The sequence below is a fragment of the Trinickia camelliae genome (assembly GCF_053525655.1).
Window position 1 is genome coordinate 150,863 of the sequence record NZ_JBCHAA010000012.1, and the last position, 26,304, is coordinate 177,166.

A 26,304-nucleotide genomic window follows, 5' to 3' on the forward strand; every position below is an offset into this window, starting at 1 on the left:
ACGTTAGTCGGCGTGCACGACCGGCTCGACGCGCCGGATCTTGACGTGCGGCACGCGCCGCGACTGCCACACGGACACGACGGCCACGACCGCCGCCACCGCCAGACCCACGTGAATAGCGCCGACCAGCGACTCGCGCGCCGCTTCGAGCAACGCCGCGCCATTGTGCCCTGCCTGCGTGAGCTGACCGATCAGCGTGCTTTGCGCGTCGCGATTGATGAGAATCTGCGGATCGCCCATCTGACTGAACCAATGCTCGGCGCCGTCCGCGGAGAGCGCACCGCGCACGCCGCTTGCGTACATGTGCGTGACGAGCGTGCCGGTCAACGCGGTGCCGATCATCCCGCCGATCATGCGCAGCGATTGTAATAGCGCCGTCGCGATGCCGAGATGCTCGCGGCCGGCGGTCTGTTGCGCGAACACCGTGAGGTTCGGCATCACGAAGCCGAGCCCGACGCCGCCCAACACCATGAACGCCATCAGGAGCGGCCGCGGCATGCTGTGTGTCGCGATCACCGCGCCGAGGCAGGACAACGCCAAGAGCGCAAAGCCGACGTACAGCATCGCGTTCGGATTGCGGATGCGCGTGACGATGCGCCCGTTCACGATGCTGCCGATCGTGATGAACACGACGAGCGGCGTGATGACGAGGCCAGCGTCCTTCGGCGAGAGACCGAAGCCGCCTTGGAACAGGAGCGGCGCGTAGAACAGCAGCGAAAACATCGAAAATCCGCCGAGCACCGCGAGCGTGAAGAGCGCGGCCAGGGCTTTGTTGCGGAACATGTCGACAGGCAGAATCGCGTGCTCGAAACGCTTCTCCCATTTCCACAGCGCCCAGCCCGACACAGCCGTGACAACCAGGAGCGCCGCCACGCTTGGCGTGACGCCATGCTTCGGCAGCAGCTCAACGAAAAGCTGCATGCAGCCGAGCGCCACGGCGATCAGGACCGCCCCCGGCCAATCGAGCCGCATCTTGCCGCGATGTTCGATATGGCGCAGATGGGGCAGGTAGCGCCAGACGAAGAACAGCGACAGCAGCCCGACCGGCAAATTGACGTAGAACACCGACCGCCAGCCGTAGTACTGCGTGAGGAAACCGCCGAGCGACGGCCCGACCGCGTTGGCGATGCCAAACGCCGAACTCATCATCACCTGCCAGCGCAGGCGCACCACGGAATCGGGAAAGAGATCGGGAATGCACGCGAACGCCGTGCCGACCAGCATCCCGCCGCCGATCCCCTGCAGGCCGCGCGCGAGCACGAGAAAGAGCATGTCGTTGGCGGCGCCGCACAGCACCGACGCACCGGTAAAGAGCACGATCGACGCGATCACGAACGGCTTGCGCCCGTAATAGTCACCAAGCCGGCCGAAGATCGGCACGGTGATCACGGAGGTCAGCAGGTACGACGTGGCGACCCACGCGTACAGCTCGAAACCCTTGAGTTCGGAGACGATGGTCGGCAGCGCGGTGCCGACAACGGTTTGATCGAGCGCGACGAGCATCGTCACGAAGGAAATGCCGAGCATCGCAAGGAGCGATTCCCGGAACGGAAGCACCTGCCCGCTCGAATGGTGGGCTGCGGTATGGACGGCCATTTTTTGATACTGCAACGGTTGACGAGTCAAAGAATGCGGAATCATAGCACGCCGGGTAATCTCTTGTCTTACAACCGAGCCGCGCACACACTGCTCGCCTCGTATCGTCTGACCAAAGGACGCTCATGGAGCCGATTCAACTTACCGCCACTTTGTCAACCGACGACCTGAAGGCGCTGCGCCTCGCGAAGGCGCAATTGGAAAGCTCGTCGCTGACGATGAAGCTTGCCGGGATGGTTGGCTCGCCGGTCGAAAAGCTCATTTCGAGCCTGCCGGCCGTCGCCAACGAAAAGATCGCGGACGCCACCCAGATCGCGCTGCGCAAATGTCTGCAAATCGCGCTGCGCACGCTCGGCAAGGCCGAGCAATCGTCGTCCGGCGCGTTCGAAAAGCCCAGCAACCTGCTGCACAAACTGGCCGTCGCGACCACCGGCGCCGCGGGCGGCGCGTTCGGGTTCCTCGCACTGCCGGTCGAGCTGCCGGTCACGACCACGCTGATGTTCCGCTCGATCTGCGACATCGCGCGCAGCGAAGGCGAGGATTTGACCGCGATCGATTCGCAACTGCAGTGCCTGGCCGTGCTCGGCATGGGCAGCCTGCCGAAGGCAGGCAGCGCCGGCGAAGACGCCGAATTCGGCTACTTCCTGGTGCGCGGCGCACTGGCCCAGCAGGTTTCGAAAGCGAGCTCGGAGATTGCGGCGAAGGGCTTCACTGCGCACAGCTCGACAGCGCTCGTGCGGCTCGTGAACGCGATCGCCTCACGCTTCTCGGTGCAAGTGAGCGAACAGGTCGCCGCGAAGTCGATTCCCGCGATCGGCGCGGTGCTCGGCGCGATGGTCAACACCGTCTTCATCGACCACTTTCAGCAAATGGCGCATGGTCATTTCACCGTGCGCCGGCTCGAGCGCCGCTACGGCCTGGAGGCCGTCAAGGCGGCGTATCAAACCATCGACGTATCGCTCGACGCGTGAGCGGGCTCATCGCGCGCCGCGCGGCGCACGAAAGCGGCGGCGCGATCTAGCGCCTTCCTGGCTTCCGGCACGAACGGCGCGTAGAGCTGCCAGACGTGCGGCATGTTCGGCCAAATCTCGAAGTCGACCGATACCCCGGCGGCGCGCGCCTTTTCGGCCACGCGGCGCGAATCGTCGAGCAGCACTTCGGTGCTGCCCGCCTGGATGAATAGCGGCGGCAGGCCGGCGAAATCGGCATAGAGGGGCGACGCATGCGGATGGGTCGCGGGTGTATCGGCAAGATAGAACTTCGCTGCCCGCTCGATCGCCACGCCGTAGAACATCGGGTCGAGGCCGTCGTTGGTCACGATCGTGGCGCCCGTCGCGGCGAGATCGGTCCACGGCGAAAACAGCAGCGCGGCGGCCGGCAGCGGATCGCCCGCGTCGCGCAGGGCAACAAGCGTGGCTAGCGCGAGGCCGCCGCCGGCGGAGTCGCCCGCCAGCACGATCGCCCCGGCCGGCGTGCCTTCGGCCAGCAAATGGCGGTACGCCGCCAGCGCATCGTCGAGCGCGGCGGGAAACGGTTGCTCGGGTGCGAGCCGGTAGTCGAGCGAGAACGTCCGGACACCGCAGCGCGCGGCCAATGCGAATACAAGCGAACGGTGAGTCTGGGGTGAGCAGAAGTAGTAACCGCCGCCATGGATGTAGAAGACGGTGCGAGCTGATGCCGCGGCGGGCATGGCGGCTGGCGGTTCCAGCCATTCGCCGCGCAAGGGCGCGTCGCCGGGCCCATATCGTTCGACAAGACGCCAGCCGCGAGGCACCTTCGGCGACCACAGCCGCTTGTCCGAATGCTCGCGCGTGCGCTCGACGCTGATCTCCGGCTTCAGCGTCTCCGGCCGGAACTGCCGGCGCAGGAACCAGCACGCTAGTGCGCTTTGCCAACTCATCGCGGCGCGCTCCCTTTTATTGATTTGGTGCTTCATGGTAAGGGCAAATCGCGGCGCGGCTGTGGGGGCGTGCACCTAAACAACGGCGAGAGCGGCGCACCGCACGCCATGCGGCGCGGCACACGCGCTTAAAACGCCCTCGCCTCAGGGCGAGGGTCCATCAGTCCATCACGCAGCGCTCAATCCAGCTCGGTCCGCATCAATTCGCCGGCAGAACCTGCCCGCGAATCTCACCGCTCGGATTCGCCGCAGTATGGATGTTGAAGTACCACTTCCCGGCCATCAGGTCGGCGACCTGCGAATCGGTCAGCGTAGCCGAACCGTCGATTGGGCTCGCGAGCTTGCCTTTCGGGATCGGCACCTGGACGTCCGCGTTCTGGCCGACCGGCGCCGGGCCGTGGAAATGCGCGGCGACCGCGGGACCGGAGAGCCCTGCGTACGTGATGTTCCATTTCAGCGCCTTGGACGACGTATCGAACGTCGCGTTCAGCGCGCCATGACCTTGACTCACCCTTGGCGGCACTTCGCTCGACGGCTCGAGATCCGCCTTGAGCGCAACCGTATCGGCATAGGCCGCACCCAGTGTCACTGCCCACAACAGCACGGCCACATGCAGCTTACGAATTGAAAACATTTTTTCTCCAGAACGTTGAAGCCGCCGATCGAACCTTGGAACGAGTCGCGCAGTAAGCGGCGGACTTTCATCCTAGTGCAAATGGCCGAATTTCTTCACCTCGTTGAAAACAGTCCATTGCAAATTTCGGACTCAATTCATTCATGCACTTTGACTACACTTGTTTCTGCGAGAAGTGACTCCTTCATCGAAGGCAGTCTCCAATGTTTGACGCGGCTTCGGCCGCGTTTTTTTTGCGCTTCGCACTCCGCCCTCCGCGCAAGCCTCACTCGACGCGCGTGCTCAGCAGACCTTCTGAAACATCGAGTCGACGACAGTACCCGGCGCGATCGACGCCCAATCGGCAGGCGCAGGCGAATACGTGCCGACAGACGAACCGTCCGCCGCCTGATAGTGCGTATCCAGCGCACGCCATTGCTTGTTGCCGCAATCGATCTGATAACGCGTGACCGACACCGCCACCGGCGCCGTCGAGCCCGGCAGCGGCGAAGGCGACGCCCAAGTGGTCTTCGCCAGATATTCGATGTAGCCCTGGGGGTTCTTCGCGATGCTGTCGGTATCGATCGCGTAGACAAGATCGCTCGCGCTCGACAGGTTGGTCCACTTGGTGGCCTGCGCGTAGCCGATCGCCGCGAGCGCCGGCACGATCATCAACAATCGACGGAGCAATTTCATTTCTAGTTCCTGTAGTCGAAAACGCCCAGGTAAGTCGATTTGCTCTTTTTATGCTCTGCGAATTCCAGTGTAGCAGAGGGGCACTGACGCCAGAATCCGTGGCTTTCCATGCACGACAGGCTCGGCGGCCCGCTACGAAAGACGCGACGCCTGCTCGTCGATACGATCGAGCATCGCCGTGCAGCTTTCGATGAGCAAAAGGCCCGCCGCGCACAGCTCGTCGTGCGGCTTCGTCGCCATATCGTTGCGAAAGGCTTCGAGCACGTCGAGCAGCGGCTGATAGCGCAGCACGCTCGCGGCACCCGACACGCGATGGTGCCAATGCCTCAGCTTCGTCACGTCCCCGCTCTCGTAAAGCGGCGGCAGCTTGCACAAATCGTCGCGCAGCGAAGTGACGAACGACTCGAGCAGCGCCTTGACCGTCGATTCGCTGCCCCACAGCTGCCGCATATAGGCGAGATCGTCGGGACCGAACTCGCTGGAGGCGCCCGCAAGCGGAGCAAGCGGCAGGCGAGGTTCTGCCAAGGCGGCGGCGGCGGCGACGTCGACTTCGCCTTCCGCACCGAACCAGCGATCGAGGTGATCGCGCAGCGTAGCGAGCCGCGTCGGCTTGACGAGGCAGTCGTCCATGCCGGCCTCGCGGCACAAGCGCAGTTCTTCCGGCGCCGTGCTCGCCGTCACGCCCAGAATCGGCAAACGGGCGGCGTTGCCGACGCGGCCCTCTTGCTCGCGCACCTGCCGCGCCAGCTCGTAGCCGGACAGGTTCGGCATGTGGCAATCGGTGATCAGGAAGCCGTAGGGGTGACGCTGGAGCGCCGAGAGCGCCTCGGCGCCGTCGTCCACCACGTCGCACGCAAAGCCGAGCAGCTCCAGCTGATGGCGGATCAGCTCCTGATTCACCGGATGATCTTCCGCCACCAGCACCAGACGGCCGCTCGCGATCGCACTGTCGCGATCAGGCGGCGCGTGGCGCTCGTCGAAAGGGCCGCCCTTCGCCGCCGGCTGAGCGGCGTCGGAAAGCGCTGCTACGCAGGCGGCGCCCAGGCCGTGCCAGGAAATCGGATTCACGCTCACACGGATGTCGTTTTCGAGCACGCGGTAGCCCGTCGCCTTTTTCTTCTCCGTCACGTGGATGATGCGGGACTTGCCGCGCCCGAGCCGTTGCACGTCGAAATCGTCGCGCACGAAGATCAGGTCGACTTCGGCCATCTTGGCCGAGTCGTCGAGTTCCGCGCTGCCCGGCGAAATGCGCCGCAGATCCATGCCGAGCGCCTGACCGAAATGCACGAGCGCGCGCGCAATGCGGAAGTCGTCGATGGCGACGATCCCGCGCTTGCCACGCAAACGCCCGGCGGCATAGTTCTGCTGCGCGACCGGCATCACGAGCCGCACCATCATCTTGGTGCCCGCACCAGGCGTGCTGTGCAGGCTGAGCGTGCCGCCCATCAGGTCGATGAGCTTGCGGCAAATCGCGAGGCCCAGACCCGTGCCGCCGAAGCGCCGCGTCGTCGACGATTCCGCCTGCACGAACGGCTCGAACAGGCGCGCCTGAACGTCCGGGGCGATCCCGATGCCGGTATCCTCGACCGACATGTCGATGCACTGCCCCTCCTCGGTCTGCGTGACAACGGCCACGTGCACCGACACCTCGCCGGTCAGCGTGAACTTGATCGCGTTGCTGAGCAGGTTGAAGAGGATCTGCCGCAGCCGCACGCTGTCGCCGCGCAGCGTCGCCGCGACTTCGGGCTCGACGTCGACGCGCATGCGCAGGCCCTTTTCGTGCGCGCGCCCCGCCAGGAGACCAACGGCGCCATCGACCAGCTCGCGCATGTCGATCGGCTCGGCCTCGATCGTGAGCGCGCCGGCCTCGATCTTCGAGTAGTCGAGCAAATCGTCGAGAATCTGCAGCAGCGCGCCCGCCGAATCGTGAATCATGCCGAGCATCTGCTGCTGATCGACGTTGAGCGGCGTGGTCTCCAGCACCTCGACGAGACCCAGCACGCCGTTCATCGGCGTGCGGATTTCGTGGCTCATCATCGCGAGGAAGTCGTCCTTGGCCTTCGACGCCGCTTCGGCCATGTCGCGCGCGTGCGCGAGCTCGTCGGTGCGCGCGCGCTCGACGCTCGCGTCGGCCCAATAGCCGCTCCACACGACGCCGCCGTTCGGCTCCTTGCGCGGCACGAGTTCGGCCCTGACCCAGCGCGCCGCCGCGTCGCCGCGGCGACGGAATTCAGCCAGGATCGGCTCGCCGGTCACCGCCGACAGTTCGAGCTCCGCCTGGATGCGCGCGCGGTCTTCGTCGCAGACGAGCGTGAACGAGCCGTCTTCGAACAGCGCGCTGTCTTCGCCGCCCAGCAAGTGAACCGTATCCCCGCCGATATAGGGCAGCGTGTACTCGCCGTTCGTGTCGCGCCGCAACTGGAACACGACGGCGGGCAGCGAGCGCGTGACGTCGAACAGGCGCCGCTCGGTTTCACGGGCACGGCGCTCGGCGCGGCGGATTTCCGTGATGTCGACCATCGTGCAGATCACGCCCGGCCCAGCCCCGTCGAGCCCCGCACAGGCGCCGACCCAGAACAGGCCGTGCCGCAAGTCGCCCGCGCGATTCATGAAATCGAGTTCGATGCTGCGCAGCGCGCCCATGCGCAGGGTTTCGGCCGTGAGACGGTCGAGCGTTTCGCTATGCTGACGCCCCCACGCGCATGCCTCGGCGCCAGTGCGCCCGATCACGTCGTTGCGATCGACGCCGAGCGTCAGCTCGAACGCCCGGTTGACCGCGATGTAGCGATTGCTGGAATCCTTCGCGATCAGCGGATACGGCACCATCTCCATCATGGTCTGCTGGAAGTTCAATTGCGACTCGAGCTGGCGCTCGGTCTGCTCGCGCCGCCGCACCTCGCGCTGCAGCAGTGCGTACGCGCGCAGCGTCACGAACAGTGCGACGCCGATCCCGATCAAGAGCGGCAACAGCCGCAGCGACGTCACCTTCACCGTGTGATCGTGCGCCCCATCGCCCTGCCATTTCTGGCGAATGCGCAGCTTCTCCGACTGCGGCATGGCGCGCAGCGCACGATCGATGAGTCCCGCCAGCGGCTTGAGGTCCGGGCTGAGCGCGAAGGCGATCGGGTCCGTCGCGTCGACCGTGCCGACGATCTTCAGGGTTCCTGCGTATTGATCCTGAATCGCGGCGTCGATCGTCGCGACGTTGTCGACGTAGGCGTCGGCTTCGCCGTCGGCCACCTTGCGCAGCGCGGCCTCGACAGTGGGCACCACGATCACGGACGCCTGCGGCGCCGCCCGCAAGAGCCGCCTTGGATCGACCAGATGCTCGGTCACGACGATGCGGCGATGCGCGAAATCGGCGAGGCTTTGGGCAGGAGGCGCGTTGTGCCGGGCGGCGACTACGAGCGGATAGCTTTCGTAGGCGTCGGTGAATTGCGCGCCGGGCAGGCGCGGATCACCTGCGGTCGCGGTCGCGAGCAGCGCGACGTTGTCGCGCTCGAACGAGTCGAGCGCGGCAGCCCAGTCGGCGTCCGGCGAGCGGCGAAACGACACGCCGAGCGCGCGGCTCAGGTAGTCGAGGTAGTCGGAGGCGATGCCGCTCGTGCGGCCCTCTTGATCGACATAGCTGAACGGCGCCCAGGACGCGTCGAAGCCGATCGTAATGACCGGCAGCGCGCGCAAGTAGGCTTGCTCCCGGGCGTCGAGTTCCAGACCCACCCCCGGCTCCCCGCTCCGAGCGTCGATCGTGGAGCCGATCCAGCGCGCGCGGATCGCGCCCTCGTCGACCGGACGCAGGCGAGCGAGCGCGGCGTCAATCTGGTTGCGCAGCGCCTCCCTGGTGCGCGGCATGGCGAAACGCAGCTCGTCCATCCGGTTCGCTTCTTCGAACGCGATGTGCAAGTTGCCGAAATCGCCTGCCGCCAGCGCGTGCCGCACGGCCGGCGCGAAACCGAAATAGGCGTCGGCGTGACCGTCCGCGACAGCGCGCAGCGCGGCCGACGTATCCGGCCGCACCACGATCTGCGCGCGCGGGTAGCGGTCGATCAACTGCCGCTCCAGCGAAAATCCCTGTTCCACCGCGATTCGGGCGTAGCCCACGCTGGCCGAGTCAAAGATGGCGCTGTCGCTCGTACGGGTTACGACGACCGTCGCGCCGCGGAAGTACGGCGCCGAGAACGTAAGGCAGCGCTCGCGCTCGGGCGTGCGCGCAAAGCTCGGCACGATGTCGACCTGGCCGTCGCACGCCGCCTTCAGCAGCGCCGCCATATTGGGGAACGTCTTGACGTCGAGCGCGACGCTATCGGGCAGCGTTAGATGAAGATAATCGATGCTGAGGCCAGCGGGCTTGCCGCCCACCCACTCCTCGAACGGCGCCCAACCGCTGACGAGCATGCCGACCGTCACCTTTGCCGGAGAGGGCGGCAACGCCGCGGCCGAACTGGCCGGCGTGGACGCCGCCGGTCGAGCCGGACCGATCGTGGCAAATGCGGCAGGTGCCGCAAGGAGAAGAACCAGCGCGAACGCGCACTGCAGATAGGACGTCCAGCCCGCAATGAATCGCTTTATAACCAACGTGGCGATACTCATCTGGCCACGCTTACCGACCCGCCGTGCGCTGCCGCGGAGCTGGCGTATCGACCATGCGCGACCCGCTCTGAACAAGCGGGAACAACAAGCCGGCGAGGATTGCCGCGGCCATCGGGGCCGCCCAGAAAAGCCAGAGTTGATCGAGCGCCCAGCCGCCCACGAGCAACGCTGGCCCGGTCGAGCGCGCGGGATTGGCGGCGCCGTTCGTGACGGGCAGCGAAACCAGGTAGATCAGCGCGATGCAAGTTCCGATCGTCGGCGGTCCGATGACGCGGGACAGGCGCCGGCCCGATACCAGCAGGTTGACCGTGACGAGCGCAAACGACATCGCAAACTCGAGCGCGGCAGCCGCATGCAAGCGATAGTCGAACGGAGAGTGGTCGCCGTACCCGTTGACCCCGAACTCCGCGGCGGCTAGATCGAATCCCGGCCGACCACCGGCGATGTAGGCGAGCAGCCACGCTCCAAACGTTGCGCCGACGACCTGTGCGGCGAGATACGGCACGAGTTCGCGAATCGAAAACCGCTGCGCGACCGCAAAACCAACCGTCACTGCAGGGTTCATGTGCGCGCCGGACATCGGCCAGATGGCGTAAGCCATCGTCGTGAAACTGAGCCCGAAGGCAAGCGATACACCAAGGAGACCTAAACCTTGAGCGCAGAAATTGGCGGATAGCACCATGCTGCCGCAACCAATGAACACTACCCACGCCGTTCCCGCGGCTTCGGCCATTAGCCGTCTTCTTAGATTCGACATCTCACCTCCATCGCCCGTCGCGCCGTGGGGGCCGCCCAACGTCGATCTCGGCGTATCCGATTGCTGCGCCGTCCGGATCGCGGAGTGCCGCCTCCCAGCGGCGTGTACCGATTCGTGCGCCATCGGCTAGTTTCGAGCGAAGGCTGCGAAAACTTAATCAGACGATTCCTAAATTAGGTAGACCGAACTAAGTGAGCCCGATTTGACGAGCATATTCGATCAGCTGCGCTTCCGTATCGAGACCGAGCTTGCGCATCGTGCTGCGCTTTTGTGTGCTGATCGTCTTGCCGCTGCGTCCAAGGCTCTTGGCGATTTGATGGATTGCCATGCCCTTTGCATAAAGCTGAAAGACCTCCCATTCCCGGCGGCTCAAGACACCGGCTCGGGATGCCGGAAATCCATCCGTCGTGCGGATCGTCTCGATGACGTGAGGGGACAGATAAGGTTGTCCCGTGCCGATCGATTCGATCGCCAAGATCAGCGAATCGACGGCATCACGTTTGTCGATAATTGCCGACACCCCCATTTGCAGCAAACCAATCAGCATTTGAGTGTGATTGATCATCGTGAGCACGATGACGTACGGTCGCGGGCCTTGGCGCAGCACTTTGCGCAGTAGCGAGATTGCGTTGCTTTCGCCGTTCAGGCCCGGCATGCCGATATCGGAGACGATGACGTCGCACGGATGGACGTCCAGACACTCGGCAAGCGACTGAGCATCCGACGCTTGCCCGACAACGGTGAATCTGGGTACGGACGACAAGAGACTGATAATTCCAAGACAAACGCTCGGATGGTCATCTGCAACGATGATTCGGATAGGGTTCGTCATCTTGTCTTTGCTTTTGTTGGTTGCCCCCGCCCTTTCTCGTCCCCAGCGGGCCTTCCGGCACTTTGTCTATCTCGGCTGCTCTCGATCAGCCCGTTTTTAACCTTGAAACACTGGCCCAAGTACCTCCGAGCCTCCTCTGCGGCGCTACCTAGACCGCTCCCCTGCGACGAGACCATGCTCGATCGCAAAACGATAGAGGTCGACATCGCTTTGCAACGCGAGCTTTTTCATTGCCGTGCACTTCTGCGCGCTAATCGTCTTCACGCTGCGGCCGGTTTGCCTCGCGATTTCCGTGATACCGAGTCCCGATGCGTAGTGGGTAAAAACTTCGAGCTCTCGCTTCGACAACAGCTGACGCACGCTTTCGAGCCTTTGCGCAAGTTTCGCATCAGCAAGCAACGTTCGGATGGTGGGACCGAGATAGAACTCGCGCGCGAGCGCCGTGACTACCGCGACATGTATGAGATCGATGCGGTCGCGCTTGCTGAGGACGGCATTGGCGCCGAGCGAGATGGCTTCGCGTAGCACATCGACGTCCGTCGACATCGTGAGTATGACCAGCGCCAGATCCGGATAGCGCGCCTTGAAAAGCCGAATGATTTCGAGGCCATCGCCCTGCGTGCCGCCGGGCATGAACAAGTCGGTCACCACGACATCGCATTCGAGCTGGTCGAGGTCGTTGAAGAGCTCCGTCGAATCGATCGCGCGACCGACAATCTGCATATCGGGCAGTGACGCGACGAGATTTTCAATCGCCAGCAGCACCAACGGGTGATCATCCGCAATGATCGTTCTAATCGGCACTACGGTGTCGATATCTGTCATCTATTTTGCCTCCGCCTTTGCCCCATCCCGGCGAAAGTTCTCGGAAATCGGGGTAATCAAGAGAGCATCGAATATTCTTTAGCACCCCGACATAGGAATGCTCTGAAAAGACAGATTATTGAGTAGGGGATTCCTTACCGTCGACAAATAGCTTGACCCTGCTCAAATCAAACCGTGTGCGTGAGCGAATGCAAAGAGCCCTGGATCATTGTGAACACCGAGCTTGACCATTGCATCGCGCTTCTGGCGGCTCACAGTGCGAACGTCCCGGTCGAGCTTGCATGCAATTTCGGTAAGCGAATGGCCACCCGCGAACAGTCGCACGACTTCCGTTTCACGCGGAGAGAGACGGGCTGACTTGAACGCTTCCGCGCCTGCGTTCGAAAGCGCACCGGCAATCGTGTCGCCGACGTGCGCCCGGCCTTGGGCCGCCAGGCGAACGGCAACGGCCACGTCCTCCATCGACTCCATTTTGTTGATGACGCTGATCGCCGGGTCCGTCACGATGGAGCGCAGGATCGAGCCGTTCGTCAGGCTGGTCAGCACGACGACGCCGAGTTGAGGCCATTCGCGGCGAATGCCGCGTATGAGTTGCAGGCCGTCCTCGTGAGTGCCGTCGGGGTCGGGCATCGCGAGATCCGTGACGAGCACGTCGCACGGCGTGGAATGCAGCATGTCAAGCAATTCGCTCGGCGTGCTTACGGTTCGGACCACCTTGATTCCCGCGTGTCTTTCGAGAGCCGCACTAATGCCGAGCAATACAAATGGATGATCGTCGGCCAGGATGACTCGAATGTTCACGGTAGGGCTCTCAGGGGTGATCCGCGCATTCGCGCGACGAGTTGCACATACGGCATGCGCGCTATTGCGCATGCGCCACAACTCGTCGATAAAACCACGACGAAATCCGACCGAAAATAGGACGTGTCTGAATCAGCGCCGAGCGTCGCTCGAGCGCGTTGTCAGGGTCAACGAGATATGCCGTTTGGATGAAAGCGTGCGGGTTAGCGTGATCCGGCAGGATCGCTTGCGGTTGTGTCGAACTGGAAGTCCTTTGCGCGCAGGCTCACTTTCGCCGCGTAGGCTTTCGATCCGCCGTAGCTTTTCAGCGCCGCGCCGACATCGCCCTGTGCCGACTGGAGGTACCCGTGAAGAATCGCGGAGCCTGCTTCGATGTTGTCTTCAGGCGCTGTCAGATCGAGATGCTTCACGAGTTGCTTGTGGGCCGCCGGCACCACTTGCATGAGCCCGGTCGCCCCATGCTGGCCCTTGGCCTTTTCTTTGAAGCGTGACTCGATCGAGATGATCGCGAGCACAAGCGCCGGTGGCAGCGAATACTTCGACGCCGACGACATCACCGCAGCCGAAATCTGCTCGGCCTTGGCGCGCGCGAGGCCGAACTTCTGCGTGAGCATGTCCGATATCGCGTGGATCTGGGGAGCCGTCGATGCGCTTGCGCCATCCGGCGCACTCGCCACGACCGATACATCGCTCGCCAACGCGTCTGTCTGGGCCCGATCCTGCGCGACGGCGCATTGCATCAGGCCTAGCGAAACGACTAGCAAGCAAAGAAGTCGGCTCATGGCGGGAAACGGAAATGGGTGCCGCATTATAACGACTTTTGTCAGGTGAATCCCCTGGTGGCAGGACGGCGTACCAGGCGGCAAACGGCAAGTGGCGGGCGGACGCCTCATCGCCGTTCGGAAGCGACCAGGCGCGCGATTTGCGGCTCGACTCCCGCGGGAAGGCAAACCGCCTCGATCGGGAGCGGCAGCCTGACTTTAGCGGCGTCCTACCCGTATTCAAGAAATCGCCGCACAGGAGGAAAAATCGTGAACAGATTGATCGCTTTGGTGCTGCTGAGCTGCACCGCATGGCTGACCGCGTGCAACACCGTAGCCGGCGCCGGCCAGGACATTTCGAATGGCGGGCACGCCATCACCAACAGCGCGGAGAAAGCGCAATCGCAATAGCGCGCGAGGCGTGGATGCCGCAGCGCTGGCGTGATGGGACGAGAGGTCCGTGAGCGCCAGGACAGACAAGCCAAATGAAAAAAGCCCGCGCTGCGGGCTTTTTGCTCAAGCGACGGATATCGTCCGTCAGAGGGTGATCGGCATCAAAACGGAATATCGTCATCCATCTCGTCAAACCCGCCGCCTGCCGGCGCGCTCGGACGGCTCGAACCGCTGCTAGAACCGGCACCACCACCGCTGCGCGCCGCACCGCCGCCAGCCACGCGGCCACCGCCGCGCTCGGCCGGTTCGCCACGGCTGTAGCCGCCGTCGTCCCCGCCGCCGCTCGAACCGCCACGGCCGCCCAGCATCTGCATCTGGTCAGCGACGATTTCCGTCGAGTAGCGCTCCGTGCCGTCCTGGCCCTGGTACTTGCGCGTACGCAAGCGGCCTTCGATATAAACCGACGAGCCCTTCTTCAAGTATTCGTTCACGATCTCGGCCAGACGGCCGAAGAACGCCACGCGGTGCCACTCGGTCATTTCCTTGAATTCGCCGGACTGCTTGTCCTTGTAGCGATCGGTCGTCGCGAGACGGATGTTCGCGACGGCGTCCCCGCTCGGCAGATAACGCACTTCAGGATCGGCGCCGAGATTGCCGACGAGAATGACCTTGTTGACGGATGCCATGTGTTTCTCCAGTTGATTCCGTGTCGACCGGAATTCACGCTCTAGCGTTTAGTCCGGTCCCATGCATACTTATCGCGCGGCGATGCGCGCTTCGCTTCGTTGTTTATTGCAGCCCGTCTCGCAGCTTCGTCGTCCGGCGCGAGTACACCGGACGCAACCGCACTGAGCACGCGCCCGGCACAGCCAAGCGAATGTGCGATCACGCCCTGCGGGGCGGCGCCTTCATAGTTGCGGCGATTATAAGCCACGCAAATACGAGGCCAGAACACGTGAAGAACACGGCGCTCTGACCATCCACCTTCAGCAGCCAGCCGCCGACCACGCCGCCAAGCGCGAGACCGATCGACTGCGTCGTGTTGTAGACACCGGCCGCCGCGCCCTTGCGCTGACCCGGTGCGAGCTTCGACACGAGCGAAGGCTGCGACGCCTCGAGAATATTGAAACCGAGGAAGTAGACGAAGAGGACCGCCGCGACAGTCAAGATGGTATGCGGCGCGGCCCCCAGCAACAATTGGCCGATCAGGATAAGGGCGATGGCGCCGAGCAGTACCGGCTTCATTTTTCCGCGCTTCTCGGCGGCGATGATGGCCGGCACCATCATGACGAATGAGAGCCCCATCACGGGCAGATAAACCTTCCAGTGCGAGGCGACCGGCAAACCGCCCGCTTCGAGAATGCGCGGCACCACGAGAAAGAGCGCGGTCTGCGTGGCGTGCAGCACCAGCACGCCGAAATTCAGACGCAGCAGCTCGACGTTATGCAGCACTTCGGCAAATGGCGCGCGCACGTGCACGGGCTTCGGCGCGTCGGGCACGACCCACAGCACGACGCCGATCGCGAGCAGCGAGAACACGCCGACGAGCGCGAAGAGACCGCTCATGCCGACCCACTGGAACACGATCGGCGCGCCGACGATCGCCACCGCGAACGACACGCCAATGCTCCCGCCGACCATCGCCATCGCCTTCGTGCGGTGCTCCTCGGCAGTTAGATCGGCGATGAACGCGATCACGGCCGACGACACCGCCCCCATCCCCTGAATCACGCGCCCAACAATAATCCACGTCATGTCGTGCGCGAAAGCGGCGACGAAACTGCCGATCGCGAAGATCAACAGCCCGGTTGCAATGACGGGCTTGCGGCCGATCTGATCGGAAACCCAGCCATAAAAGATGTAGAGCATCGATTGCGTGACGCCGTAGGCGCCGAGCGCAATGCCAACCAAAAGGACGTTATCCCCGCCGGGGATCGTTTTCGCGTAGATCGAAAACACCGGCATGATCATGAAGAGGCCGAGCATGCGCAGCGCGAAGATGGCAGCCAGCGACACGGTCGCGCGCATCTCGGGCGCGCTCATGCGCGAAGAAGTGGCGGAAGGATTGGACATCGGCGGCGAAGGAGGACCTGGAAATCGGCGCCTGTTCGCGCTCGCCGCGCGGTGTAAGGTCGCCGTAACGGCGGTCTGGAAAAGTCGTTATAGTAGCAGGTTTGGCCCCCTTCCCCGCCCAGGTTTCATGGAACAGATTCGCATCCGTGGCGCTCGCACCCACAACCTGAAAAACGTCAATCTCGACCTGCCGCGTCACAAGCTGATTGTGATCACCGGCCTGTCGGGATCGGGTAAATCGTCGCTCGCGTTCGACACGCTCTACGCGGAGGGGCAACGCCGTTACGTGGAGAGTTTGTCGGCCTACGCCCGGCAATTTTTGCAGCTGATGGAGAAGCCCGACGTCGATCTGATCGAGGGCCTCTCGCCCGCGATTTCGATCGAGCAGAAGGCGACGTCGCACAACCCGCGCTCGACCGTCGGCACCGTCACCGAGATCCACGACTATTTGCGGCTCTTGTACGCGCGCGTCGGGACGCCCTTTTGCCCCGACCACGAGATCCCGCTCGAAGCGCAAAGCGTCTCGCAGATGGTCGACGCCGCGCTCGCGCTGCCTGAAGAAACCAAGCTGATGATCCTCGCGCCGGTGGTGGCGAATCGCAAGGGCGAGCACACCGAGCTGTTCGAGGACATGCAGGCGCAAGGCTTCGTGCGTTTTCGCGTCCGCTCGGGCGGCGGCACGGCCAACGAGGGCGTCGCGAAAATTTACGAGGTCGAGTCGCTCCCGAAGCTCAAGAAGAACGACAAGCACACGATCGACGTCGTCGTCGATCGCCTGAAAGTGCGCGCCGACATGAAGCAGCGCCTCGCCGAGTCGTTCGAAACGGCGCTGCGTCTCGCCGACGGCCGCGCGATCGCCTTCGAGATGGATACGGAGAAGGAGCACCTGTTCAGCTCGAAGTTCGCGTGCCCGATCTGCTCGTACTCGCTGCAGGAACTCGAGCCGCGTCTCTTCTCGTTCAACAATCCGATGGGCGCATGCCCCGATTGCGACGGGCTCGGCCAGATCACGTTCTTCGATCCGAAGCGGGTGGTCGCGCATCCGTCGCTGTCGCTCGCGGCGGGCGCCGTGAAGGGCTGGGACCGGCGCAACCAGTTCTACTTCCAGATGCTGCAAAGTCTCGCGGCGTTCTACGAGTTCGATATCGACACCGCGTTCGAAGATCTGCCGGAGAAGGTCAAGAAGCTGCTGCTGTACGGCTCGGGCAAGGAAACGATCCCGTTCTCCTACATCAACGAGCGCGGCCGCACGTCGATCCGCGAGCACGTGTTCGAAGGGATCATCCCGAACCTCGAGCGCCGCTACCGCGAGACTGATTCGGTCGCGGTTCGCGAAGAGCTCGCGAAGTATCAGAACAACCAGGCGTGCCCGTCGTGCGAAGGCACGCGGCTGCGCCGCGAAGCACGCTTCGTGCGCCTGGGCGCCAACGGCGACGCGCGCGCGATCTTCGAAGTGAGCGGCTGGCCGCTGCGCGACACGCTCGGCTACTTCCAGACGCTGCGCCTCGAGGGCGCGAAGCGCGACATCGCCGACAAAGTCGTCAAGGAAATCGTCGCGCGGCTGATGTTCCTCAACAACGTCGGGCTCGACTACCTATCGCTCGAGCGCAGCGCGGAGACGCTGTCGGGCGGCGAGGCGCAGCGCATCCGCCTCGCGTCCCAGATCGGCTCGGGCCTGACGGGCGTGATGTACGTGCTCGACGAGCCGTCGATCGGCCTGCACCAGCGCGACAACGACCGCCTCATCTCGACGCTCAAGCACCTGCGCGACCTCGGCAATTCGGTGATCGTCGTCGAGCATGACGAAGACATGATCCGCATGGCCGACTACGTCGTCGATATGGGACCGGGCGCGGGCGAGCACGGTGGCATGGTGATCGCTGAAGGCACGCCGACGGAAGTCGAGAAGGACGCGGCTTCGATGACCGGCCAATATCTCTCCGGCGCGCGGACCATCGAGTATCCGGACGAACGCAAGGAGCCGGACGAGCGGCGCCTGCGCATCGTCGAGGCTTACGGCAACAACTTGAAGCACGTGACGCTCGATCTGCCGGTCGGGCTCTTGACCTGCGTGACGGGCGTGTCCGGCTCGGGCAAGTCGACACTGATCAACGACACGCTGTATCAGGCCGTCGCGCACCACCTGTACGGCTCGGCGACCGAGCCCGCACCCTACGAGGCGATCGAGGGCCTCGAGCACTTCGACAAGGTCATCAACGTCGATCAATCGCCGATCGGCCGCACGCCGCGCTCGAATCCGGCCACTTACACGGGCGTCTTCACGCCGATCCGCGAGCTGTTCGCTGGCGTGCCGGCCGCCAAGGAACGCGGCTACGAAGCCGGCCGCTTCTCCTTCAATGTGAAAGGCGGTCGCTGCGAGTCGTGCCAGGGCGACGGCGTGCTGAAGGTCGAGATGCACTTCCTGCCGGACGTCTACGTGCCGTGCGACGTCTGCCACGGCAAGCGCTACAACCGCGAAACGCTCGACGTCCAGTACAAAGGCAAGAACATCAGCGAAGTGCTCGACATGACCGTCGAACACGCGTACGAGTTCTTCAAGGCCGTGCCCGTGGTCGCCCGCAAGCTCAAGACGCTGCTCGACGTCGGCCTCGGCTATATCCGGCTGGGCCAGTCGGCGACGACGCTTTCGGGCGGCGAGGCCCAGCGCGTGAAGCTCTCGCTCGAGCTGAGCAAGCGCGACACAGGTCGTACCCTATATATTCTCGACGAGCCGACGACCGGCCTACACTTCCATGACATCGCACTTTTGCTCGAAGTGATTCACCGGCTACGCGATCAGGGCAATACCGTCGTAATCATCGAGCATAATCTCGACGTGATCAAAACCGCCGACTGGGTGATCGACCTAGGCCCGGAAGGCGGCGCGGGCGGCGGCCAGATCATCGCCCAAGGCACGCCGGAGCAGGTGTCCAAGTCGAAGTCGAGCTTTACCGGCAGGTATCTGGGCGCGCTGCTCAAGCGCCAATGATCGAACGGACGTATACCAATAGTTGGGAATCAGGTCGGAGACGGGAATGAGTCATGGCTAAGCGCAACGAGGCATCGTCGGAAGACGCGCAGGTTCGGGACCTGCAACCTCGTCACGTACGGCTGACGAGCGATATGAGCCTGCCGAAGCTGTCGGCGGTGGAAATCGGCAGCTACGCGCTGATGCTCGTCGGCATGGTGGTCGTGCTCGAGCTGAAGCTCTTGGGCGCGTTGCTGGCGGGCATGCTCGTCTATCAGCTCGTGCATATGATCGCGCCGGCGATCGAGCGCCACACGTCGAGTCACGGCGCGCGCTGGCTCGCGGTGGTGCTGCTGTCGATCGTGGTCGTCGGAGGGCTCGCGGGAATCACGATCGGCCTCATCGAGCACTTCGAGAATACGGTGCCCAACATCCAGAATCTGCTCGATCAGGTCATGCAGATGGTCGATCAGGCGCGCGTGCGTACGCCGCAGTGGATTGCCTCCGCCCTGCCCGTGGATGTCGCCCAAATGAAGGAAAAGGCCGCGACGCTGATGCATTCGCACATGGGGACGCTGTCGCAAGGCGGCAAGACCTTCGCGCGCGGCTTCGGGCACGTGCTGTTCGGCATGATCATCGGCGCGATGATCGCGATCACCGTGCAGCGCCACACACAGCGCCTGCCGCTTTCGACGGCCTTTGCCGCGCGCGTCGCGCGTTTCGCCGACGCGTTCCGGCGCATCGTGTTCGCGCAGGTTAAGATTTCGGCGATCAATGCGGTGTTCACTGCGCTTTATCTGCTGGTGGCGCTGCCGGCGTTTCATGAGCAGCTGCCGCTGTCGAAGACACTCGTCTTGGTCACGTTCATCTCCGGCCTCTTGCCCGTGATCGGCAATCTGATCTCGAACACGCTGATCGTGGCGGTGTCGATGTCGGTGAGCTTTCCGACGGCGGTCGCGTCGCTAGTGTTTCTTGTGGTCATTCACAAGCTCGAGTACTTTTTGAACGCGCGCATCATCGGCGGGCAAATCGAGGCGCGGGCATGGGAGCTGTTGTTGGCGATGCTTGTGATGGAAGCCGCGTTCGGCCTGCAGGGGGTGATTGCGGCGCCGATTTTCTACGCGTATATCAAGCGGGAGTTGATTTATTTGCGGTTGATTTGAGCGGCCGATTCAGCTGGTCGAAAAGAAAAAAGCCCGCATCGCGGGCTTTTTCATTGGCACATCGCTAAAGCGCAATCACTCAACGAAACACCACCGTCTTCGTCCCATTCAACACAATCCGATGCTCCGCATGCCACTTCACGGCGCGCGCGAGCGTCACGCACTCCACATCGCGCCCGATCGCCGTCAGTTGATCCGGCGTCATGCTGTGATCCACGCGCTCGACTTCCTGCTCGATGATCGGGCCTTCGTCGAGATCCGTCGTCACGTAGTGCGCGGTCGCGCCGATCAGCTTCACGCCGCGGTCGAACGCCTGGTAATACGGCTTCGCCCCCTTGAAGCTCGGCAGAAACGAGTGATGGATATTGATCGCGCGCCCCGCGAGCTTTTCGCACAGCTGCGGCGACAAAATCTGCATGTAGCGCGCAAGCACGACAAGATCGGTCTCATGCTGCTCGATCACTTCCAGCACGCGCGCTTCCTGCGCCGCCTTCGCACCCGCCGTCGATTCGGTCAGCGGGAAGTGGTGAAACGGGATGTTGTAGCTCGCGGCAAGCTGATAGAAATCGGTGTGATTCGAAATGATCGCGCTGATCTCGATCGGCAATTGACCGGTGCGGTTGCGGAACAGCAAATCGTTCAGGCAGTGACCGATCTTCGACACCATGATCACGACACGCGGCTTCACCGACGCGTCATGCAGCTCCCAGCGCATCGCGAAGCGCTCGGCGAGCGCCGCGAACGATTCACGCAGCGCGTCGAGGCCCGGGTCGCCGCCCACTTGCTGGAAGTGCACGCGCATGAAGAACTCGCCGGTACGGCTGTCGCCGAATTGCGCCGAATCGAGAATGTTGCTGCCGCGTTCGAACAGGAAACCCGAGACCGCGTGGACGATGCCGGGCCGATCTGGGCACGACAGTTTCAATATAAAGCTGTGTTCGGTCGACATGACCTTATAACTCCCTTCTAAAACCTGATTCAAACCGGTGCCACGAAGAGCGCCTCGATGCCCGCACACGCTTCTTCGTCGATCCATTGATGACGCAACAGGCAATCGAGAGTCGCGAGACTTGCGTCGACGGTCATCGCGCCGTCGTCGATCCATTGCGCGACTTCGTCGATGCGCGCGAGCCGATGCTCGCCGACTTCGCCGTCCTGGTTGTGCGGGACAAAATCCTCGGGCAGCGGTAGATCGTAGATGAAGATCTGCTCGGCCTGCGTGCCTTCCGGAATGGACTGCAGCACGTGGGCGGTACGCCCTGCCAATGCCTTCGCGGCAATTTCCTCGGGAATGCCCGCCTCTTCCCAGCATTCCTTGACGATCGTCTCGGCAATGCCAAAGCCCCAGCCGATGCCGCCGGCCACGACGTTATCGAGCATGCCGGGATCGGTCGCCTTCGTGTCGCTGCGGCGCGCGATCCACATTTGCGGCGCACGGTCCGCGTATTTTACGACGCCATTCAAGTGCACCGCGTACGTCATGGTGCCGAAGAAACGCGACGCGGCGCGTTCGATGAAGGCGAGCGGCGCGTCGCCGAACGCATTGCGGATCGCGTAGGTTTCGTCGCGCCAGCCGGGAATGCGGCCGTCCGCGGCGAGCGCGCCGATCACCGCACCGAGCGCGGCCGAGCGTGAGTCGACACTGCTATCGAAGCGCGCCGCGAGCGCAACGCGCGCCGAATCGATATCGAACACGTCAGGCCAGCGCGCGAGCAGCGGCACGTCCGTTTCGCGAATCCAGCCGACACGCTGCCCATCGATCCAGAACGGACGATGCGCACGCGCATCGAAGCGCCGCGCGGCGGCAATGCAAGGCAAAGTCATGAACGAAAACTCCTCTTTGCCGCGTCAATCGCGCAACGCGATGCGCAGACCGAGCGCGATGAAGGTCGCGCCGGCAAGCCGGTCGAGCCACACACCGACGCGCGGCCGGCGCTTCAGCCAGTTGCCGATCATGCCTGCGCAAACACCGAATGCCGAGAACACGACGACCGTCTGCAACATGAACAACACGCCCAACTCGAGCATCTGCACCATCACGCTCTGCGCGCCGTGCGGCTCGACGAATTGCGGCAGGAACACCACGAAGAAAAGCGTCACCTTCGGGTTCATCATGTTGCCGAGCACGCTCTGCCGGAACACGACGCCAAGCGCCTGCGGCGGACGCTCATGCGCGGTCGCGAGCCCCTGGCTTCGCAACGCCTTGACGCCGATCCAGATCAGATACGCGGCGCCCGCGAGCTTGACGACTTCGAATGCGACCTGCGACGAGCGCAAGAGCGCGGCCACGCCGAACGCAGCGAGCGTCGTATGAAACGTGATGCCGGCGGCAAAGCCGAGCGCGGCGACGAAGCCCGCGGCGCGCCCCTGCGAGATACCCCGCGCGAGCACTTGAAGATTGTCCGGACCGGGCGCCATCGTGATGGCGATCGACGTGGCGAGAAACAGCAGGAAGTTAGGCATCGCTCGAGCGCTCCGTGCAAAACACGACATGAAAAGTCAGCAAATCAATGGCCCGCGAATTCGGTGATCGTATAAAGCGGCAAACCGTTGTCGCGCAACAGCTTCGAGCCGCCGAGATCCGGCAAATCGATGATCGCCGCGCCTTCGACGACCACCGCCCCCAGCCGCTCGAGCAGCTTCTTGCCGGCCATCATCGTGCCGCCCGTCGCGATCAAGTCGTCGATGATAACGACGCGATCGCCTGCGCGGCACGCGTCTTCGTGAATCTCGACAGTTGCGCTGCCATATTCCAGTTCGTACGATTCGGACACTGTCCGGTACGGCAGCTTGCCGATCTTGCGGATCGGAATGAAGCCGAGATTCAGTTCGTAGGCGATGATCGGCGCGATGATGAAACCGCGTGCGTCGAGCCCGGCGACGTAGTCGAGCTTCGCCTCGACGTAGCGCTCGACCAGCAGGTCCGTCAGCATGCGCAGCGTCTTGGGCCGCTGCAAAAGCGGCGTGATGTCGCGAAATTGCACACCGGCCTGGGGCCAGTCCGGGACCGTGCGGATCTGGCTCTTGATGAACTCGGCCGCGTCGATGGGCGCACCGGTGCGTGCGTTGGACATGGATGTCTCCGCGAAAAAACGGCCTGCCGCTCGCGCTTGGCGCGCGACGCAACGGCCCGAAATACGATAAAAAAACCGGCGAAGCCGGTAGGAAAGCGGGTCGGCGGCGTGCGCCCGGCGCCGCGTCAAGCGGCGGAAGCCCCCGCGCGGCGATGACGCGAAAGGCGCTCCTCGGCGATCGCCAGCGCCTCGGGCAACCCGCGCAGCACGACGATGTCGGCGGCGCGCAGCTTCGTCTCGGGGCCCGGCTCGACGCCGCGAATGCCGTGACGGCGAATGGCCGTCACTTCGACGCCGATGCCGGCAAAACCAAGCTCTTCGAGCGAGCGCCCGACGGCGTCCGAATTCTCGTCGACCGGCACAGATTGTAGCCGCACCTGCTCGTGGCCGTCCTCGTCGCCGAGGTCGTCGGCGCCGTGAAAATAGCCGCGCAGCAAACTGTAGCGCTCGTCGCGCATTTCCTCGACGCGCCGCACGACGCGCCGCATCGGCACGCCCATCAGCACGAGCGTGTGCGACGCAAGCATCAGGCTGCCTTCGACGATCTCGGGAATCACCTCGGTGGCGCCGGCGGCGAGGAGCTTTTCGAGGTCGGCGTCGTCGACGGTGCGAACGATGACGGGCAGCGTCGGCTCGAGCTCGTGGATGTTGTGCAGCACGCGCAGCGCGGAGGGCGTGTTCGCGTAGGTGATCGCGATCGCGGCGGCCCGGTGGATACCGGCCGCGAGCAGCGATTCGCGCCGCCCCGCATCGCCGAACACGACCGATTCGCCGGCCGTGGCCGCGGCGCTCACGCGATCAGGGTCGAGGTCGAGCGCGACGTACGACAGGCCCTCGTGCTCGAGCATGCGCGCAAGGTTCTGCCCGGCGCGGCCATAGCCGCATATGATCACGTGGCCGCTTTGCTTCAGGCTCTGGGTGGCGATGCGCGTCATTTGCAGCGACTGCATCATCCATTCAGTCGACGACAAGCGCAGCACGATGCGATCGGCGTTCTGGATCAAGAACGGCGCCGCGAGCATCGACAGCAGCATCGACGCGAGAATCGCCTGCAAGAGCGTCGCGTCGACGAGGTGCTTGTCGAGGATCAGGTTCAAGAGCACGAAGCCGAATTCGCCGGCCTGCGCGAGCCCGATGCCGGTGCGCATCGCGACGCCCGGCGTCGCCCCGAACACGCGCGCGAGGCCGGTGATCATCAGCGCTTTCAGCAAGATCGGCCCGATCAGGAACGCGAGCACGATGAACGGATGCAAGATCAGCACGCGCGGATTGAGCAGCATGCCGGTCGTGATGAAGAAGAGACCGAGCAGCACGTCGCGAAACGGCTTGATGTCCTCCTCGACCTGATGCCGGTACGGCGTCTCCGCGATCAGCATCCCGGCAATGAACGCGCCGAGCGCGAGCGAGAGGCCGAACTTGTCGGTGATGAACGCGGCGCCGAGCGTGACGAGAAGCAGGTTCAACACGAACAGTTCCTGCGAGCGGCGCCGCGCGACGACGTTGAACCAGCGCGTCATGAACTTCTGCCCGACGATCAACAGCAGCGACAGCGCGACGACGATCTTGATCGCCGCGATGCCGAGCGTCGCCATGAGGCTCTTCGAATCGCCGCCGAGCGCGGCGATGATGATGAGGAGCGGCACGACCGCCAGATCCTGGAACAGCAGCACGCCGAAGATGTTGCGGCCGTGCTCGGTCTCGATCTCCAGCCGTTCGGCGAGCATCTTGCTGACGATCGCCGTCGACGACATGGCCAACGCTCCGCCGAGCGCGACGCTGCCCTGCCACGTAATATGCACCCAGCGCTCGAAGATGAGCCCGAGTATCACCGCGATCGCCACCGTGCCGATCACCTGCAGCAAGCCGAGCCCGAACACGAGCGTGCGCATCGAGCGCAGCTTCGAGAGCGAGAACTCGAGCCCGATCGAGAACATCAGGAACACGACGCCGAACTCGGCGAGATGCTGCGCCCGAGCCGTATCCGGAGCAATGCCGAGCGCGTTCGGACCGACCAGGATGCCCACGGTCAAATAGCCGAGCATCGGCGGCAGATTCAGGAAACGGAATAGGACAACGCCTGCCACTGAAGCGAGCAGCAGAAACAGCGTCATCTCGAGCGGCGAAATTACCACGGGCTAAGCGTCCTCGTTCGTCAGCGGAACCCGTCGCGCGCGCAGCAACCGGCGCATTCGGGACGGGATGTTGGAGCCGGGGAAGGCAGCAGACAGGCACAGGGGCCTGACGCGGCGAACAAACGCCTTTTGCTATACTCCGCGAATGATAGCGAAAATCAATGGCGACCGGGCGCTGGCGCTCGCCCGGGACGTGCTCGACATCGAAGCTGACGCCGTGCGCGGGCTTCGCAATCAACTCGACGACGGTTTTGTCAGCGCAGTCGATTTCCTCTTGAGCTGCCGCGGACGTGTCGTCGTATCAGGTATCGGCAAATCCGGCCACGTCGCCCGAAAACTCGCCGCCACGCTGGCAAGCACCGGCACGCCCGCATTTTTTGTGCATCCAGCCGAAGCGAGCCACGGCGACCTCGGGATGGTGACCGCCGACGACGTGTTCATCGCCATGTCCAATTCCGGCGAATCGGAAGAGCTGATTTCGATTCTGCCCTTGCTGAAACGCCTCGGCTCCAAGCTGATCGCGATTACCGGCCGCCCCGAATCGAGCCTCGCGAAGCTCGCCGACGTGCACCTGAACGCCGGCGTCGCGAAGGAGGCGTGCCCGATGAACCTCGCGCCGACGGCCAGCACCACGGCCGCACTCGCGCTCGGCGACGCGCTCGCGGTCGCGGTGCTCGACGCACGCGGCTTCGGCCCCGACGATTTCGCGCGCTCGCACCCCGGCGGTGCGCTCGGCCGGCGCCTGCTCACCTATGTGCGCGACGTGATGCGCACGGGCGACCAACTGCCGAAGGTGCCCGATAACGTCACCGTGCGCGACGCCCTCTTCCAACTGACCGCGAAGCGCATGGGGATGACGGCGATCGTCGACGAACACGACCGCGTCGAAGGCATCTTCACCGACGGCGACCTGCGCCGCGTGCTCGAACGCACGGGCGACTTCCGCGACCTGCCGATCGCCGAAGTGATGACGCGCGCCCCGCGCACGATCGGCGCCGATCATCTGGCGGTCGAAGCGGTGGAACTGATGGAGCGCCATCGGATCAATCAGATGCTCGTCGTCGACGAAGCGGGCAAGCTGATTGGCGCGCTCAACATGCACGACCTGTTTTCAAAGAAGGTGATTTGAG

At 63.8% G+C, this 26,304-nt stretch carries 22 protein-coding genes; 5 read left to right on the forward strand and 17 right to left on the reverse strand.

Annotated features, from left to right (window positions below):
* Window positions 1-3: 3 nt before the first annotated feature.
* Window positions 4-1,596 carry an MDR family MFS transporter gene (locus tag AAHK20_RS20405; protein WP_449183323.1) on the reverse strand — a complete coding sequence of 531 codons (1,593 nt, stop codon included), beginning with the start codon at window positions 1,594-1,596 and terminating at the stop codon, window positions 4-6.
* A gap of 125 nt (window positions 1,597-1,721) precedes the next feature.
* On the opposite strand from AAHK20_RS20405, the gene AAHK20_RS20410 reads away from it, so the two are divergent.
* On the forward strand, window positions 1,722-2,567 hold the full coding sequence (locus AAHK20_RS20410; RefSeq protein ID WP_449183324.1) for an EcsC family protein: 846 nt from the start codon (window positions 1,722-1,724) through the stop codon (window positions 2,565-2,567).
* Here AAHK20_RS20410 and AAHK20_RS20415 read toward each other — a convergent pair.
* From AAHK20_RS20415 to AAHK20_RS20455, 9 genes are all read right to left on the reverse strand, one after another.
* Window positions 2,537-3,496 carry an alpha/beta hydrolase gene (locus AAHK20_RS20415; RefSeq protein WP_449183325.1) on the reverse strand — a complete coding sequence of 320 codons (960 nt, stop codon included), beginning with the start codon at window positions 3,494-3,496 and terminating at the stop codon, window positions 2,537-2,539. The genes AAHK20_RS20410 and AAHK20_RS20415 overlap by 31 nt on opposite strands.
* A gap of 199 nt (window positions 3,497-3,695) precedes the next feature.
* Entirely contained in the window at window positions 3,696-4,130 is a 435-nt protein-coding gene (locus AAHK20_RS20420; RefSeq protein ID WP_449183326.1) for a CHRD domain-containing protein, read from the reverse strand.
* 282 nt (window positions 4,131-4,412) lie between these two features.
* Entirely contained in the window at window positions 4,413-4,805 is a 393-nt protein-coding gene (locus tag AAHK20_RS20425; protein WP_449183327.1) for a surface-adhesin E family protein, read from the reverse strand.
* Window positions 4,806-4,937: 132 nt separating this feature from the next.
* Entirely contained in the window at window positions 4,938-9,395 is a 4,458-nt protein-coding gene (locus tag AAHK20_RS20430) for an ATP-binding protein (RefSeq protein ID WP_449183328.1), read from the reverse strand.
* Window positions 9,396-9,405: 10 nt separating this feature from the next.
* A complete protein-coding gene (aqpZ, locus tag AAHK20_RS20435; protein WP_449183329.1) occupies window positions 9,406-10,152 on the reverse strand; it encodes an aquaporin Z in 747 nt (248 codons plus the stop codon).
* 187 nt (window positions 10,153-10,339) lie between these two features.
* Complete coding sequence (locus AAHK20_RS20440; RefSeq protein ID WP_449183330.1) at window positions 10,340-10,984, reverse strand: response regulator; 645 nt, start codon at window positions 10,982-10,984, stop codon at window positions 10,340-10,342.
* A gap of 144 nt (window positions 10,985-11,128) precedes the next feature.
* On the reverse strand, window positions 11,129-11,809 hold the full coding sequence (locus AAHK20_RS20445; protein WP_449183331.1) for a response regulator: 681 nt from the start codon (window positions 11,807-11,809) through the stop codon (window positions 11,129-11,131).
* Window positions 11,810-11,971: 162 nt separating this feature from the next.
* Window positions 11,972-12,682, reverse strand: a complete 711-nt coding sequence (locus AAHK20_RS20450; protein WP_449183332.1) for a response regulator — start codon at window positions 12,680-12,682, stop codon at window positions 11,972-11,974.
* 131 nt (window positions 12,683-12,813) lie between these two features.
* A complete protein-coding gene (locus AAHK20_RS20455) occupies window positions 12,814-13,392 on the reverse strand; it encodes a transglycosylase SLT domain-containing protein (protein ID WP_449183333.1) in 579 nt (192 codons plus the stop codon).
* A 249-nt stretch (window positions 13,393-13,641) separates the two neighbouring features.
* On the opposite strand from AAHK20_RS20455, the gene AAHK20_RS20460 reads away from it, so the two are divergent.
* The gene (locus tag AAHK20_RS20460) at window positions 13,642-13,782 is read left to right on the forward strand and encodes an entericidin A/B family lipoprotein (protein ID WP_137331004.1); all 141 of its coding nucleotides are present in this window, start codon (window positions 13,642-13,644) and stop codon (window positions 13,780-13,782) included.
* Window positions 13,783-13,925: 143 nt separating this feature from the next.
* On the opposite strand, the gene AAHK20_RS20465 is transcribed toward AAHK20_RS20460, so the two are convergent.
* Complete coding sequence (locus AAHK20_RS20465; RefSeq protein WP_449183334.1) at window positions 13,926-14,450, reverse strand: single-stranded DNA-binding protein; 525 nt, start codon at window positions 14,448-14,450, stop codon at window positions 13,926-13,928.
* A 199-nt stretch (window positions 14,451-14,649) separates the two neighbouring features.
* Window positions 14,650-15,837, reverse strand: coding sequence for an MFS transporter (locus AAHK20_RS20470; RefSeq protein WP_449183335.1), 1,188 nt, complete (start codon window positions 15,835-15,837; stop codon window positions 14,650-14,652).
* Window positions 15,838-15,964: 127 nt separating this feature from the next.
* Between AAHK20_RS20470 and uvrA the strand changes: the two genes are divergently transcribed.
* Together uvrA and AAHK20_RS20480 are read left to right on the forward strand one after the other, a co-directional pair.
* Window positions 15,965-18,826, forward strand: coding sequence for an excinuclease ABC subunit UvrA (uvrA, locus tag AAHK20_RS20475; RefSeq protein ID WP_449183336.1), 2,862 nt, complete (start codon window positions 15,965-15,967; stop codon window positions 18,824-18,826).
* Between the two features lie 53 nt (window positions 18,827-18,879).
* Window positions 18,880-19,968, forward strand: a complete 1,089-nt coding sequence (locus tag AAHK20_RS20480) for an AI-2E family transporter (protein ID WP_449183337.1) — start codon at window positions 18,880-18,882, stop codon at window positions 19,966-19,968.
* A 79-nt stretch (window positions 19,969-20,047) separates the two neighbouring features.
* On the opposite strand, the gene purU is transcribed toward AAHK20_RS20480, so the two are convergent.
* The 5 genes from purU to AAHK20_RS20505 form a co-directional block, all read right to left on the reverse strand.
* Complete coding sequence (gene purU, locus AAHK20_RS20485; RefSeq protein ID WP_449183338.1) at window positions 20,048-20,917, reverse strand: formyltetrahydrofolate deformylase; 870 nt, start codon at window positions 20,915-20,917, stop codon at window positions 20,048-20,050.
* Between the two features lie 29 nt (window positions 20,918-20,946).
* Window positions 20,947-21,792, reverse strand: a complete 846-nt coding sequence (locus AAHK20_RS20490; protein ID WP_449183339.1) for an NUDIX hydrolase — start codon at window positions 21,790-21,792, stop codon at window positions 20,947-20,949.
* Between the two features lie 24 nt (window positions 21,793-21,816).
* Window positions 21,817-22,431, reverse strand: coding sequence for a LysE family translocator (locus AAHK20_RS20495; protein ID WP_449183340.1), 615 nt, complete (start codon window positions 22,429-22,431; stop codon window positions 21,817-21,819).
* A 44-nt stretch (window positions 22,432-22,475) separates the two neighbouring features.
* Entirely contained in the window at window positions 22,476-23,042 is a 567-nt protein-coding gene (locus tag AAHK20_RS20500; protein ID WP_449183341.1) for an adenine phosphoribosyltransferase, read from the reverse strand.
* A 125-nt stretch (window positions 23,043-23,167) separates the two neighbouring features.
* Window positions 23,168-25,153: a monovalent cation:proton antiporter family protein gene (locus AAHK20_RS20505; RefSeq protein WP_449183410.1), complete on the reverse strand. Its 1,986-nt coding sequence runs from the start codon at window positions 25,151-25,153 to the stop codon at window positions 23,168-23,170.
* A 166-nt stretch (window positions 25,154-25,319) separates the two neighbouring features.
* Between AAHK20_RS20505 and kdsD the strand changes: the two genes are divergently transcribed.
* On the forward strand, window positions 25,320-26,303 hold the full coding sequence (gene kdsD / locus AAHK20_RS20510; RefSeq protein WP_449183342.1) for an arabinose 5-phosphate isomerase KdsD: 984 nt from the start codon (window positions 25,320-25,322) through the stop codon (window positions 26,301-26,303).
* Window position 26,304: the final 1 nt, after the last annotated feature.

What these genes read in the sequence shown, in the direction of transcription:
- uvrA (WP_449183336.1), top strand. Translation starts at nt 15,965, where the DNA reads ATGGAACAGATTCGCATCCGTGGCGCTCGCACCCACAACCTGAAAAAC.
- AAHK20_RS20425 (WP_449183327.1), bottom strand. Translation starts at nt 4,805, where the DNA reads ATGAAATTGCTCCGTCGATTGTTGATGATCGTGCCGGCGCTCGCGGCG.
- kdsD (WP_449183342.1), top strand. Translation starts at nt 25,320, where the DNA reads ATGATAGCGAAAATCAATGGCGACCGGGCGCTGGCGCTCGCCCGGGAC.
- AAHK20_RS20480 (WP_449183337.1), top strand. Translation starts at nt 18,880, where the DNA reads ATGGCTAAGCGCAACGAGGCATCGTCGGAAGACGCGCAGGTTCGGGAC.
- AAHK20_RS20465 (WP_449183334.1), bottom strand. Translation starts at nt 14,450, where the DNA reads ATGGCATCCGTCAACAAGGTCATTCTCGTCGGCAATCTCGGCGCCGAT.
- AAHK20_RS20440 (WP_449183330.1), bottom strand. Translation starts at nt 10,984, where the DNA reads ATGACGAACCCTATCCGAATCATCGTTGCAGATGACCATCCGAGCGTT.
- AAHK20_RS20410 (WP_449183324.1), top strand. Translation starts at nt 1,722, where the DNA reads ATGGAGCCGATTCAACTTACCGCCACTTTGTCAACCGACGACCTGAAG.
- AAHK20_RS20490 (WP_449183339.1), bottom strand. Translation starts at nt 21,792, where the DNA reads ATGACTTTGCCTTGCATTGCCGCCGCGCGGCGCTTCGATGCGCGTGCG.
- AAHK20_RS20505 (WP_449183410.1), bottom strand. Translation starts at nt 25,153, where the DNA reads ATGACGCTGTTTCTGCTGCTCGCTTCAGTGGCAGGCGTTGTCCTATTC.
- AAHK20_RS20420 (WP_449183326.1), bottom strand. Translation starts at nt 4,130, where the DNA reads ATGTTTTCAATTCGTAAGCTGCATGTGGCCGTGCTGTTGTGGGCAGTG.
- AAHK20_RS20430 (WP_449183328.1), bottom strand. Translation starts at nt 9,395, where the DNA reads ATGAGTATCGCCACGTTGGTTATAAAGCGATTCATTGCGGGCTGGACG.
- AAHK20_RS20500 (WP_449183341.1), bottom strand. Translation starts at nt 23,042, where the DNA reads ATGTCCAACGCACGCACCGGTGCGCCCATCGACGCGGCCGAGTTCATC.
- AAHK20_RS20455 (WP_449183333.1), bottom strand. Translation starts at nt 13,392, where the DNA reads ATGAGCCGACTTCTTTGCTTGCTAGTCGTTTCGCTAGGCCTGATGCAA.
- AAHK20_RS20495 (WP_449183340.1), bottom strand. Translation starts at nt 22,431, where the DNA reads ATGCCTAACTTCCTGCTGTTTCTCGCCACGTCGATCGCCATCACGATG.
- AAHK20_RS20450 (WP_449183332.1), bottom strand. Translation starts at nt 12,682, where the DNA reads ATGCGCAATAGCGCGCATGCCGTATGTGCAACTCGTCGCGCGAATGCG.
- AAHK20_RS20470 (WP_449183335.1), bottom strand. Translation starts at nt 15,837, where the DNA reads ATGTCCAATCCTTCCGCCACTTCTTCGCGCATGAGCGCGCCCGAGATG.
- AAHK20_RS20445 (WP_449183331.1), bottom strand. Translation starts at nt 11,809, where the DNA reads ATGACAGATATCGACACCGTAGTGCCGATTAGAACGATCATTGCGGAT.
- purU (WP_449183338.1), bottom strand. Translation starts at nt 20,917, where the DNA reads ATGTCGACCGAACACAGCTTTATATTGAAACTGTCGTGCCCAGATCGG.
- AAHK20_RS20405 (WP_449183323.1), bottom strand. Translation starts at nt 1,596, where the DNA reads ATGGCCGTCCATACCGCAGCCCACCATTCGAGCGGGCAGGTGCTTCCG.
- AAHK20_RS20415 (WP_449183325.1), bottom strand. Translation starts at nt 3,496, where the DNA reads ATGAGTTGGCAAAGCGCACTAGCGTGCTGGTTCCTGCGCCGGCAGTTC.
- aqpZ (WP_449183329.1), bottom strand. Translation starts at nt 10,152, where the DNA reads ATGTCGAATCTAAGAAGACGGCTAATGGCCGAAGCCGCGGGAACGGCG.